Source organism: Bartonella rattimassiliensis 15908, assembly GCF_000278215.1.
GTDB classification, from domain to species: Bacteria; Pseudomonadota; Alphaproteobacteria; order Rhizobiales; family Rhizobiaceae; genus Bartonella; species Bartonella rattimassiliensis.
This window is the reverse complement of the sequence record NZ_JH725064.1, coordinates 132,581-144,821: the sequence shown is the minus strand read 5'-3', so window position 1 is coordinate 144,821 and position 12,241 is coordinate 132,581. Positions and strand designations below refer to the sequence as shown.

Sequence of the window (12,241 nt, the reverse complement as noted above, 5' to 3'; positions counted from 1 at the left end):
TGACTCTTAAAAATTAAAGTTTCATTCTCTCCATGTTTATTTGCGATAAGGGTAACCACTATTTTTTATTTGACTTGAGGGGGATGTGTGGGAGGCCAATGATGAGATACAAAGGTATTCTTGAGCATAATGCGCAACCTTTTTGTCGTGATACACGTATTGATGTTTTTCGTTCTCTAGCCTTATTGACAATTTTCATCAACCATATTCCCGGAACTCTTTATGAGTATATAACGCATAAAAATTTTGGTTTTTCTGATTCCGCAGAGGTTTTTGTTTTGCTTTCAGGAGTTTCATTGGGACTAAGCTTTCATGGGCGGTTACATCAGAAGTCGTTTGCTTTTATTATTCAAAAACTTTGGCAGAGAGCTTTTCAGCTCTATGGGGCATATCTTTTGACCACTTTTGTAACTTTAAGCCTTTTTGGGGGGGCCTTCTTTTTATGGCGAACAGAAAAGCTGTTATCGATGAATAATGTGGGGCTCTTTTTTACAGAACCTATTATCGCATTTTTAAGTATCTTAAGCTTTGGGCATCAATTAGGCTATAATAATATTCTGCCGCTTTATATTGTTTTGATGTTTTTTGCGCCTTTTATCCTTTATCTGAGTTGTAAACAGACAAAATGGCTGCTTTTGGGGTCGTTTATGCTATATTTCATCTGCGGATTTTATAAAATTGCTCCTCCTTCTTATCCTTTAAAAGGAAAGTGGTTTTTAAACCCTTTGTCTTGGCAATTCTTATTTGTCATAGGTTTGACCAGTACTTTAGCCCTTAAACAAGGAAAAAAAATCGCTTTTCAATCTTTTTGGGTTGTTTGTGCGGCAGCGTATCTCTTGTTGGCGCTGTTATGGGTTCGCTTAAATTGGTGGGGCATTTTGGGATGGTCGGGGTGGTCTTCTCCGTTGATGAATTTTAATAAAACTTTTTTAAGCTTGCCGCGTTTACTCCATATTCTTGCATTATCTTTCATTGTTCTTTCTGTGCCGCGCATCAATCAATGGTTTTATGTCTCGCAAAAACATCCTTTGGCAATCTTAGGAAAACATCCTTTACCGGTCTTTGTAACGGGAACTATTGTTGCAATGATTGGACAAATTGTAAAAACAGTGATGACAGGAACATTTTTTTCCGATAGCTTCTTAATTATAACGGGCATTGCTCTGCAATTTGGAGTCGCCTATTATTGTGAAAAACGGCGATCGTTGCAGAGGGTGTTTTCAAGGAAACTAATCCGTTTATAAAAAATGCTCCTAGGGGGGATGTTGGATGCGTTAACCTTAGTATAAAAAGTGCATTGCGCAAAAAAATTAAAAGAGGTACCAATTTAAAAAAAAAGCATTACAACAACAAAGAAACTTTTTAATACTCTATTCGTTGAGTGGTGTGATTTTGTGCTAATACTTGGAGTATATAAAGCGTGAGCGTACATAAACATTCATATGATGAACCTATTATCATGATTGAGCATAATGCTTTTGAAAATGCTTTTAATCGTCTCTATGAAGAAACAATGGCGCTGATTGAAAAAACCGCAGCGTACATTGACTCAGAAGGAAAATTAGTGGCACGTTCTCTTTCCGCAGAAGTTTCTGCAATCTATGCGAAAGAGGCTATGTATTTAAGTACACGACTTATGCAAATTGCCTCTCAACTTCTTCTTCTCCGAGCAGAGCGCGAAGGGGAAATGTCATCAGAACAAATAAAAAGAGAAATTGTAAAAGTATCACTTCATACACCAACATTGGAATTTGAAACTCCTCATTGGCAGGAATTGCCGGAAATTTTCCGTCAATTTGTTGCTCATTCATTGCGTTTAGAGGCGCGCATAAAGTATATGCGCTATGGCGCAGAAGATACAACCTCTTGTCTCTTAGAAGATGATAATCCAGTAGGAAAACAAATTGAATTACTGAAAACAGCCTTTGGACGTTCTTAGAAGATAAACTCTTGTCTTTTGTCTATCGGCTTCGTTTTGATATGCGGAGGCAGTCTATTTGCCTTTCAACTTCTTCTTCTCCGAGCAGAGTGCAAAGGGAAGATGTCATAAGAGTAAATAAAAAGAGAACTTGTAAAAGTATCACTTCATACCCCGACATTGGAACTTGAAACTCCTTATTGGCAGGAATTGCCGGAAATTTTCCGCCAATTTGTTGCTCATTCATTGCGTTTAGAAGTGCGCATAAAATCTATGCGCTATGAGGGAAGAAGCTACAACCTCCTGTGACTTGAGTGATGATAATTCGATAGGAAAATGAATCGAATTGCTGAAGACAGCTTTTGGATGTTATATTCTTGGTTCTTTCTGGCGATATTTAGAGCGGTATATCCATTTTTTACGGTTAAAATTTTACACATAAAATCAATTTGGAGTGCTTTTTTCTGTTTTGACTTGCTTTGTATTTTTTATCTAATTTCTATATGAATGTGGGAAAATATCTTAAGCTGATGGTAGAGAGGTATTGATTTCGAATTATATGGGATGGCAAATCTTGTGGGGAAGCTGTTTTAGCTTATTACGGCTGAAACGCTTTCTTGTTATCAGGTAATTTTGTTTTGGCTATGAAAACCATCAAGCTTATGCCAGATAGAGGAAGGTTCTGTCTAGCAATTTATACTCTATTAATTTATGCCCATAAAGTTGCTATAAGGTCTGAGTTAATGAGGATGACCTATCATTTCAGTTTTTGGAGCTCTTGTTTTTAATGGGCGTTATGTTCTTTACGTAAAATAAAATATCCAAAATAAATTCTCATACAATGTGCTATGGTTCCCTGTCTCCCCCCCTCAAGAATATCCTTTCTACGTATGAATGTATAATCCAGCATCGATTTACTCGCTTGTGATAGGTAATCATCATTCTTTTATAATATATTGATTTATAATGATAATTATCTTTTTTGCATGTTAATGAGAGTCTCAAATATCGTAAGATTCTCTCATTTCAAATCTGTTTATTTTGAATCAATCAAGATCATTCGCTTGCACGTTAAAAGTGAGGCTGGTGTGTGGATCAAACTTGGACAAGAAAGGATTAAAATGCCTCTTATAAACCGTCTTAATACAACGGTTGATGCAACACCTAAGAGCCGGAAAATAGAATGATGGTGCCGGATCTTGCGCCTCCATAAGCGTGAAGATGGTGGTGCTCAATGGCTTGACCGTTATATTATTCACACGCACCGTCTCATGAAATGGGCTTGAGTCCATTGAGAGAGGTTTCTTTAAAAAAAACCGCGGAACTGCACCTCAGTAGCGTTCTGTTTTACGTGAGGGGCGTGACCCTATTAAAGAACGTGATGAACAAAAGTGTGCGGCAATAAGCAATCTTCATTATTTAAAAGATATTGCTTTTGATATTTTTGAAAACCATAAAGCTGGATTACCACGATTATTCGCCGCATCCACTAATTCACCAGATAAGTGCTTAATTATTGTTGTTTCATTTCTATCACGTGCCGCAGTAATCAACCAGTGAAACGTAAAGCTGGATTAAAAGGAGGTGGTAAAAATGGAGATTGATTTTCACTTTGACACCTTCATATCTTCCCTAAATTAGGTTGTCTGTTGATTTCAGAGATTAAGCAGGAGATGATACAGAAGAGAAATTTTTATGATTTGATTTTGATTTATAGGTAGCTTTCTTGTGATGTTTGAATGGTTTGGATTGAGTTCATTGATGCCTTTAAAGCTGCTGTTCGTTAAGTGTTATAATATATAAATTCTTCAGTATAACTATCTTGTTACTTAATTTTGTATTTTGCTGCTGTTTTCTTTGTAACCCAGCCTTTATTCAAGAGGGGGAAAAGTGTATAAGCTGAAGTTTATGGCAGAGACGATTCGTATTATAGGTATTGATCCCGGATTACGGCGTACAGGGTGGGGTATTATCGATCTTGCGGGTAATCGTCTTCAATTTATTGCAGCAGGAACGGTTTCTTCTAATGTACAGTGTAATTTGGCTTCTAGATTATGTCAGATTCACAAAGGTCTTTCAGAAGTTGTGCATCAATTTATGCCCCATGAAGCCGCTGTGGAACATGTGTTTGTCAACAAAGATGCTACGGCAACTTTAAAACTTGGGCAAGCGCGTGCGATTGCGTTGCTGATTCCTGCGCAAGCAAATCTTCCTGTTTTTGAATATGCGCCCAACAAAGTGAAAAAATCGGTTATTGGTGTTGGACATGGTGCTAAAGAACAAATACATATGATGGTAAAAGTTCTACTACCACGGGCTGAGTTTGATAGCAATGATGCGGCTGATGCTCTTGCTCTTGCTCTTTGTCATAGTATGCATCGTAAGAGTCCGATCTTATCAGGCAAGGATGGCGATATGATTGAGGTGGCAAGATGATTGGCAAATTAAAGGGCATCCTTGAACATACCTTTGATGATCATATCCTTCTTGATGTGAACGGTGTGGGGTATGTGGTTTTTGTGTCAAATCGACTGCGTCCTTCTTTACCCTCTGTTGGAGAAACATTAAGCCTCTTTATTGAAACGCATGTTCGTGAAGATGTAATCCGCCTTTTTGGTTTTGATACAAGAGCTGAACAGGAGTGGTTTTGTCTTTTACAAAATGTTCCGGGAATAGGAGCAAAGGTTGCTTTGGCAATCTTGGGCACTTTATCGCCCGATGAACTCGCGCAAGCCATTGCCTTAAACGATATTGCGATGATTAGTCGAGCACCGGGCGTTGGTAAAAAAGTCAGTGAAAGAATTGTGGGCGAACTGAAAAGTAAAACACTTCCCTTTGAACAGGCGATCAAGACCGTTTCGACTCCTCAGTGTGAAATGACCAATCAACCTATGCATGATGCGCTTTCTGCGTTGATAAAGCTAGGGTTTGAACGGGAACAAGCAGCTCGTGCTCTTGCTATTGCGATGAATGACCTTGAGGAAGAAACTATTTCTTCTGCTCTTTTAATCCGCCAGAGTCTCAAATTGCTTTCTTCTCCTACTTAAAATTAAGGTAACAATGCATAAAGATGAAGATCAACGCCTTCTTGGTAGTACACTCCTTCCTAACGATCCAGATCGTTCTTTAAGACCACAAGTTCTCGATGACTTTATTGGTCAAGAGGCGGCACGGGCTAATTTAAAAATATTTATTGAAGCTGCAAAAACGCGGAAAGAAGCGCTGGATCACGTTTTGTTTGTAGGACCACCTGGGTTAGGAAAAACAACGCTTTCACAGATTATGGCAAAAGAATTAGGCGTTAATTTTCGCTCTACTTCAGGGCCTGTTATTGCTAAAGCAGGAGATTTAGCAGCTCTCTTGACTAATCTTGAAGAACGCGATGTCCTTTTTATTGATGAAATTCATCGCTTAAATCCGGCAATTGAAGAAATTCTTTATCCAGCAATGGAAGATTATCAACTTGATCTTATTATTGGAGAGGGACCCGCTGCACGTTCGGTGAAAATTGATCTAGCTAAATTTACTTTGGTGGCGGCAACTACGCGTTTGGGGCTTTTGACCACACCGCTGAGAGACCGTTTTGGTATCCCAATTCGTCTCAATTTTTATACGATAGAAGAATTGGAATATATTGTTCAGCGTAATGCAAGGCTTTTTACCGTCAAAATCAGTGAGGATGGTGCCCATGAAATTGCACGTCGAGCACGGGGGACTCCGCGCATTGCTGGCCGACTTTTACGGCGCGTTTGTGATTTTGCCCTGGTTAAACAGGCAAAACAAATTGATCGAAAAATCGCCGATGAAGCGCTTTCGCGTCTGGAGGTGGATCATCTTGGGCTCGATCCGCTTGATCGTCGCTATTTGTTCTTGATTGCGGAAACTTTTTTAGGGGGACCGGTGGGAATTGAAACTATTGCTGCTGCTTTATCAGAACCACGAGATGCTATTGAAGATATTGTTGAACCATATCTGCTCCAACAAGGATTTATTCAAAGAACGGCTCGTGGACGTATTTTAACCGAAAAGGCTTGGAGCCATTTAGGGCTTGCAGAACCGGCTTCTACAGCTTCTATACAAAAGCGGACTCAGTCTCCTGAGGATCAAGATGATTTGCAGACAACTTTATGGGATGGGGAAGGCAGATAAGATATTTTCTTAAAAAAAATGCGTGAATATTTTATAAAATTGTCGTCAGCATAAGAGCCTTCCTGCTTTTCGCATATTCTGATCGAAAAGATTTGGAGCCATTGAGCGGGAAATGGTGCTTTTCACAACTTCAACACAAAAATATGTTCAATCTTTTGATCTATAAACAATTGGCTATATTAAATGATTTTATGGAACATAGGTAGATGATAGAAGTAACTCCTTTCAAGAGCAAGCAGATAAATGCTTTTCATAATTTTCAGGTTCGCGTTTATGTTGCTGATACAGATTTTTCCGGTGTGGTTTATCATGCGCGTTATCTTGAGTTTTTTGAACGGGGACGTTCAGAATTTTTACGGGATAACGGTTTTAATAATAAGATGTTAGCAGCAGGGGTGGAGGGCGAAAAACTGTTTTTTGTTGTGCGTCATATAGAAGTGAATTTTTCAAGACCAGCCAAAATTGATAATCTTTTAGTTGTTAAAACACGTGTTAATCATATCCAGGGGGCACGCTTTTTTATGGAGCAAGCTATTTTGCATGAGGAAACCATCTTGGTAACAGCAAAAGTTGAAATTGCTTTGATTAATGAGGAGGCAAAACCACGACGTTTACCAAAAGAGCTTTTTGCGAAAATGCTAAGCTAAAAATGATCTTCATTGAACACCTGTATCATAGCAACATTTTGATTTATAAATATAATTTAGAATTATGGACATTGAATTAGAGACTTGAATATCGTAAGATGCTTTCATTGCAAATCTCTTTAGGTTGCATCAATCAGAATTCCTTGCTTGCATATCACAAGCGAGATGAGTCTATGGATAAAAACTGTATAAGAAAGGTCTAAAAATGGTTCTTATAAACCGCCTTAAGGCAACGGATGTTGCATAATAAGTAGCTTCATGAGATAGTAATTAATCTAAAATCTGTCATCTATTATATATTATAGCTTAAATGGATGATAGCCTAAATGTTGCTCCTTTACCACCAACAAGGTTATAGGATGCATAAAAAGAAAGTATTTCTTCTGTAATAAATTGAAGATGATGTTCTACGAGATTAATCATGTTTCATTTATGTCATGATTCAATAGCAACGTCTCGCCAGCTATTTTCTTACATAAACTCAAAATGTCTTTCTTACTTTTGAAGAGGGGAGAGTTTGCAAAGAAAATAGTAAAAACGTGCGAAATATAAAAAACAAATAAAGATGCATTTTTGTGATAAAAGTCTATATGCTCAGAGAAATATTGCAATAAAGTGGTCATAAACTAGAAGGTTAAAAATTTTCTCAAAATACCTTCAAAGATAGTTTTAAGTTGTTTGTCTTATTGTTTGGATTGTCATTTGATATCATAGAAAGAGTTTCTCATCCACGGGGGGTGATTTTATGTGTCTTTCTAAGTACAATTAATGCGTGAGAGATCAAGATATACAAAATAGAAATGTATTTTGATTTAAAGTTTCAAGAGTACGTTATTCTATTTTACTTTCGTTTCGTTCTTAAAAGGATAAAAATTCTTTATTCAATTTGGTCGTAAACGGTGTGGATTCTTGTCGAGAGAATTCTCATTGGTTTTCCCACTTGGGTGCTTTACTTAAACTTAAGACTCTAAAAATAAGTCTTATCCTAAATATTTAGTGTGTCTTCAGAAAAACACTTAATGTCTCAAGAAGGCTTCCCTGTCTTATAGCACCAAACTTCGAATGATGGTGTTTTTACAGTATAATAGGATCATAGAGTGACTTAAAACAATAATTTATTATTTCTCACTTGGAGAGAACGCAATAGAATAAAATACCTTTATCTCAAGGTAGTTCATGTTGAAATAATTAAAACCATTCGCTTATACGTCACAAAAGATCAGCATAAGCCATTTTAAAAAATATGTAAAAATATCGCTTATAGATCTTTCTCATGCCATAACGATTAAATAGTGAAAGCGAACAAAGAAAATGAAGCAGGACGTTTATACCTTTGACAAGATATTGATTTATAATAATAATTTAGCATTATTCATATGGAATTAAAGACCAGAATAACGTAGGATTCTCTCATTTCAAATCTGTTTATCTTGAATCAATCAAAACCACTCATTTGCACATAACAAGTGGGATGAGTGTGTGGATCAAATTTGTATAAGAAAGGATTTAAAAATGGCTCTTATGAACCGTCTTAATGCAAGATCTGTCGCAACATTGGGGGCTGGCAAATATAATGATGGTGCCGGCTTGTTACTTCACAAGCGTAAAGATGGAGGTGCTCAATGGATTTACCGTTATACCATTCATGGTCGGCGCCGCGAAATGGGATTGGGTGCGTTGCGAAACGTTTCTTTAAAAAAAGCCCGTGAATTAGCAAATCAATGGCGTTCTGTTTTGCATGAAGGTCGTGACCCCATTAAAGAACGTGAGAAACAAAAGCGTGAGGCAATAAGCAATCTCCATTATTTAAAAGACATTGCTGTAGATGCTTTTGAAAGTCGGAAAGCTGAATTAAAAGGTGATGGTAAGAATGGAAGTTGGTTTTTTCCCTTGCGGCTTTATATTCTCCCTAAATTAGGCTGTCTGCCCGTTTCTGAGATTACCCCAACAGAGATACGCAATGTTCTTGCCCCTATTTGGCATTCAAAAGCTGTTACTGCTTGTAGAGCTCTTAATCGTCTTAATCTTTGTCTCAAACATGCGGCTGCATTAGGTTTGGATGTTGATTTACAGGCAGTGGCAAAAGCACGCGCTCTTTTAGGTAAACAACGCCATAAAATACAAAACTTTCCTGCTATGGATTGGAGAGATGTTCCGGCTTTTTATAAAACACTTTGTGAAACAATAACTATGACACAACTGGCTTTGCGTTTGCTTATTCTGACAGGTGTTCGTACAAATCCTATACGCCATATTCATAAAGATCAAATTGATGGGGATATATGGACTATTCCTGCTGAAAATATGAAAGGAAGGCGTGATGCTACAACAGAATTTCGCGTCCCTTTATCATCTGAAGCATTAGACATTTTAAAACAAGCACGCCTGCTCTCTCGCAATGATTTCTTTTTTTCTGCTAAAGGTCGCGGTCCCCTTGCTGAGAAGTGTATGTATCTTTACATGAGAAAAAATAAAATTGAAGCCTGCCCCCATGGATTTCGCTCTAGTTTACGCGATTGGCTTGCTGAAACAACCGATGCCCCCTATGAGGTTGCTGAAACCATTCTAAGTCATACAGTAGGAGGACTGCCCTCACGTAAAACAGAGCGCCATTGTATTGCAGCTTCACGTGTTTGTTTTAAAGAGACATCTCTTAAAGCACCCAAGCCTATTTCGCAACAGCGGTTGTGAAGGATATAACGGTAAAGCCATTGAGCACCTCCGTCTTTACGTTTGTGAAGAAGCAAGCCGGCACAATCATTATATTTGCTAGTCCCCAATGTTGCGACCGATCTGGCGTTAAGGCGGTTCATAAGAGCCATTCTTATAAAGTTTTTATCCACACACTCATACCGCTTTTGATGTGCAAGTAAGTAATTCTGATTGATGCAAAATAAACAGGTTTAAAATGAGAGAATCTTACGATATTCGGGTCTCTTATTCAATAGAATAACATTAAATTATCATTATAAATCAAAGTATTATCGTAGATCAAACACGTATTAAAAGGTGCTTACATATATCGCTTCACAAAACAACAAAACTACATTGGGATTACGTGAAACTTACTGAAGACATCGTGAAAACATTGTGTGAAGAGTATTGTATGAGGCATTCTATGGTGGTTTATTTTGTTTTTTTGTGTCCGTGGTTTTAACCCCATTAAAAATAAAAGAAACAAAAGTTTAAGGCAATGTGTAATCTTTCATGATGATAACATATTTATTGATAATGATAATTCGTTGCGTTGTAATTTGACTGAAAATTCTCAGACTTATAAGATTTTTTTCAAGCTCTTTTACAAGGAATTAATCAAAACACTTTCTTGCATGTCACGAGTGGGGTTGGTTTGTGGGGACAAAAATTATAGAAAGGAATAAAAATGCCTCTTATGAACTTTTTCAAGTATGAAGATTTATCGCAACATTTTGAATCTGGAACGCATATGTGATAGTTTAGATTTTTTTGCATAAACGTTAAAAAGGGGAGGCATCATAGATTTGAGATATCATGTATTTTTATATCATTTGTGAGGAGGACTTTATCCTTATATCTTTCATGAATGCCATTGTGTATTAAGGGATGTCTCAGTCATCACTTTTAAAAGAAATTTAAGAAATGGGTCTCGTTTTAGCGTGTGTATTTATGTGAAATTAAAGTTTTTTACTTCCATTTAGAAACTATAAAACAATCTGTTTTATAGAATTTTAAACAATGCACCTTTCAGTTAGAGGAACGAAAATTATGCCGCATGTGGAATTAACGAATCCGGAAACAATTGGAATGTTGCATTTGTTTATGCAAGCTAGTTGGGTTGTTAAAGGTGTGATGATTGGACTGTTGCTCGCTTCTGTTTGGAGCTGGACAATCATTTTTGATAAAATTTTTACATATCGGAGAATACGGCGTGAAATAAAGCAATTTGAACGGATGTTTTGGTCAGGAAAAGCACTAGAAGATCTTTATGCATCATGTAAAAGTCGACACACCAATAGCATATCAGCAGTTTTTATGGCGGCAATGGTTGAATGGAAAAAATCTCTTGAAAAAGGAACCCATACATCGATAAGCTTGCAAAGCAGAATTGATAAGGCTATGGATCTGACGTTGGGACGTGAAAGTGAAAAAATAGAATCAAAATTAAGTTTTCTTGCGACACTGGGATCCGCAGGGCCTTTTATCGGACTTTTTGGAACAGTGATTGGTATTATGGAATCTTTTCTTTCTATTTCAGCGTCTCAAAATACGTCACTTGCCATTGTAGCGCCAGGTATTGCAGAAGCGCTTTTGGCAACTGCTATTGGTTTATTTGCAGCAATTCCAGCCGTTATTGCTTATAACAAGTTAACCCATGAAAGTGCTCGCATCATTGCGCAAATAGAAAATTTTGCTGATGAATTTTCAACAATTGTGTCGCGGCGTATTGATGAAACACGCACCGCATCTTCCTCTATATAAAAAAGGAGCTTGTTCATGGGAATTTCTGTTGCTGCTTCTTCTCGAAAAAATATACGCAGGCGGCATCATGCACGGGGCCAACTGATGAGTGAGATCAATGTTACACCTTTTGTGGATGTTATGCTGGTATTATTAATTATTTTTATGGTCTCTGCACCTCTTTTGGTGAATGGTGTTCCTCTAGATTTGCCTCGTACTCAAGCTGGTCCCGTAAAAACACAAAAACCCCCCCTTACGGTTTCACTTGATGAGCAAGGGCGTTTTGCTGTTAATCAAGATTATTACGAAACATCACAAGCGTTGATTGAACACCTTAAAACTCTTCTGGAAGTTGATACTGCACAAAAAAATCAGCGGATTTTTGTGCGGGTTGCTAAAACTGTTGAATATCAACAAGTATTAAAATTGCTGGCGGATATTCAAAAGGCAGGTTTTTCTCAAGTCGCATTGGCAAGTCTAGCGCAATAAATAATAAAATTGCGTATAAACCGTTGTTTTGAAAAAGAACGTAAAGTGATTAAAAATGAATAAATGTAAGGTATAAACAAGGCATGAAGAATGAACAAAGACTCCTATCATAGCATGAAACGAGGCTTGGCTTTATCCCTTATAGTCCATGTCATTTTTCTCAGTTGGGGAGCCGTTCAATTTACAAGCTCTGTCTCCTTGCCGCAACAATTAGAAACAATTCCCATCACTCTTGCTCCTTTAGTGGAAGTTTTTTCCTCTCAACAAGGAGCTGTAAAGGCTCCTATCCATGCAGTTCCTGCCGTAAAATCAGCCGCGCAACCACAAGAAAAAGAAGATGCACAGCATGTGGGAGAGGGACAGATAGATAGTCTTATGCCTTTTAGACCAAAAGAAAAACCCCGATTTGTTGAAACAACATCTTCGCCAGCAGTAGAAGATAAAAAGCTAGAAAAATCTTTACCAGAACTTACAGAACAAGAATTATCAAAAGCAAAAATAGAAACGCCTTTAGAGCCGACACCAGAAACATCTTCAGAGGTTATGCCGCAGATGCCTTTAGAGCCGACACCAGAAACATCTTCAGAGGTTATGCCGCAGA

Annotated in this window: 9 protein-coding genes and 5 pseudogenes; 12 read left to right on the top strand and 2 right to left on the bottom strand. The window is 37.6% G+C overall.

The features are described from left to right. The first annotated feature begins 101 nt into the window (after positions 1-101). The 4 genes and pseudogenes from MCY_RS00565 to MCY_RS09825 form a co-directional block, all read left to right on the top strand. Positions 102-1,244, top strand: coding sequence for an OpgC family protein (locus MCY_RS00565; protein ID WP_007346421.1), 1,143 nt, complete (start codon positions 102-104; stop codon positions 1,242-1,244). A 176-nt stretch (positions 1,245-1,420) separates the two neighbouring features. Beyond that, the gene (locus MCY_RS00560) at positions 1,421-1,939 is read left to right on the top strand and encodes a DUF1465 family protein (RefSeq protein ID WP_007346420.1); all 519 of its coding nucleotides are present in this window, start codon (positions 1,421-1,423) and stop codon (positions 1,937-1,939) included. Between the two features lie 60 nt (positions 1,940-1,999). Next, positions 2,000-2,258 (top strand): annotated as a pseudogene (locus MCY_RS09830) (DUF1465 family protein); the annotation flags it as partial. 781 nt (positions 2,259-3,039) lie between these two features. Next, positions 3,040-3,385 (top strand): annotated as a pseudogene (locus MCY_RS09825) (Arm DNA-binding domain-containing protein); the annotation flags it as partial. Here MCY_RS09825 and MCY_RS08955 read toward each other — a convergent pair. Further along, positions 3,382-3,477, bottom strand: a pseudogene (locus MCY_RS08955) (30S ribosomal protein S7); the annotation flags it as partial. The pseudogenes MCY_RS09825 and MCY_RS08955 sit on opposite strands and share 4 nt — an antisense overlap. Positions 3,478-3,826: 349 nt before the next feature. Between MCY_RS08955 and ruvC the strand changes: the two are divergent. The 5 genes from ruvC (at position 3,827) to MCY_RS00530 (ending at position 9,405) form a co-directional block, all read left to right on the top strand. Beyond that, complete coding sequence (gene ruvC / locus MCY_RS00550; protein ID WP_019224263.1) at positions 3,827-4,354, top strand: crossover junction endodeoxyribonuclease RuvC; 528 nt, start codon at positions 3,827-3,829, stop codon at positions 4,352-4,354. After that, a complete protein-coding gene (gene ruvA / locus MCY_RS00545; RefSeq protein ID WP_007346418.1) occupies positions 4,351-4,965 on the top strand; it encodes a Holliday junction branch migration protein RuvA in 615 nt (204 codons plus the stop codon). Before ruvC ends, ruvA begins: the two co-directional genes overlap by 4 nt. A gap of 13 nt (positions 4,966-4,978) precedes the next feature. After that, positions 4,979-6,067, top strand: coding sequence for a Holliday junction branch migration DNA helicase RuvB (gene ruvB / locus MCY_RS00540; RefSeq protein WP_007346417.1), 1,089 nt, complete (start codon positions 4,979-4,981; stop codon positions 6,065-6,067). A 206-nt stretch (positions 6,068-6,273) separates the two neighbouring features. Then, a complete protein-coding gene (gene ybgC, locus MCY_RS00535; protein WP_007346416.1) occupies positions 6,274-6,714 on the top strand; it encodes a tol-pal system-associated acyl-CoA thioesterase in 441 nt (146 codons plus the stop codon). A gap of 1,512 nt (positions 6,715-8,226) precedes the next feature. Then, on the top strand, positions 8,227-9,405 hold the full coding sequence (locus MCY_RS00530; RefSeq protein WP_007346415.1) for a tyrosine-type recombinase/integrase: 1,179 nt from the start codon (positions 8,227-8,229) through the stop codon (positions 9,403-9,405). Here the strand turns inward: MCY_RS00530 and MCY_RS09820 are convergent. Continuing rightward, positions 9,354-9,527, bottom strand: a pseudogene (locus tag MCY_RS09820) (integrase); the annotation flags it as partial. The gene MCY_RS00530 and the pseudogene MCY_RS09820 overlap by 52 nt on opposite strands. 931 nt (positions 9,528-10,458) lie before the next feature. On the opposite strand from MCY_RS09820, the gene tolQ reads away from it, so the two are divergent. The 3 genes and pseudogenes from tolQ to MCY_RS09815 all read left to right on the top strand — a co-directional run. Further along, on the top strand, positions 10,459-11,172 hold the full coding sequence (tolQ, locus tag MCY_RS00525) for a protein TolQ (protein ID WP_007346413.1): 714 nt from the start codon (positions 10,459-10,461) through the stop codon (positions 11,170-11,172). A 15-nt stretch (positions 11,173-11,187) separates the two neighbouring features. Beyond that, on the top strand, positions 11,188-11,640 hold the full coding sequence (gene tolR, locus MCY_RS00520; protein ID WP_007346412.1) for a protein TolR: 453 nt from the start codon (positions 11,188-11,190) through the stop codon (positions 11,638-11,640). A gap of 90 nt (positions 11,641-11,730) precedes the next feature. After that, positions 11,731-12,241, top strand: a pseudogene (locus MCY_RS09815) (cell envelope biogenesis protein TolA); the annotation flags it as partial.

What these genes read in the sequence shown, in the direction of transcription:
- MCY_RS00565 (WP_007346421.1), top strand. Translation starts at nt 102, where the DNA reads ATGAGATACAAAGGTATTCTTGAGCATAATGCGCAACCTTTTTGTCGT.
- ruvC (WP_019224263.1), top strand. Translation starts at nt 3,827, where the DNA reads ATGGCAGAGACGATTCGTATTATAGGTATTGATCCCGGATTACGGCGT.
- ruvA (WP_007346418.1), top strand. Translation starts at nt 4,351, where the DNA reads ATGATTGGCAAATTAAAGGGCATCCTTGAACATACCTTTGATGATCAT.
- ruvB (WP_007346417.1), top strand. Translation starts at nt 4,979, where the DNA reads ATGCATAAAGATGAAGATCAACGCCTTCTTGGTAGTACACTCCTTCCT.
- ybgC (WP_007346416.1), top strand. Translation starts at nt 6,274, where the DNA reads ATGATAGAAGTAACTCCTTTCAAGAGCAAGCAGATAAATGCTTTTCAT.
- MCY_RS00530 (WP_007346415.1), top strand. Translation starts at nt 8,227, where the DNA reads ATGGCTCTTATGAACCGTCTTAATGCAAGATCTGTCGCAACATTGGGG.
- tolQ (WP_007346413.1), top strand. Translation starts at nt 10,459, where the DNA reads ATGCCGCATGTGGAATTAACGAATCCGGAAACAATTGGAATGTTGCAT.
- tolR (WP_007346412.1), top strand. Translation starts at nt 11,188, where the DNA reads ATGGGAATTTCTGTTGCTGCTTCTTCTCGAAAAAATATACGCAGGCGG.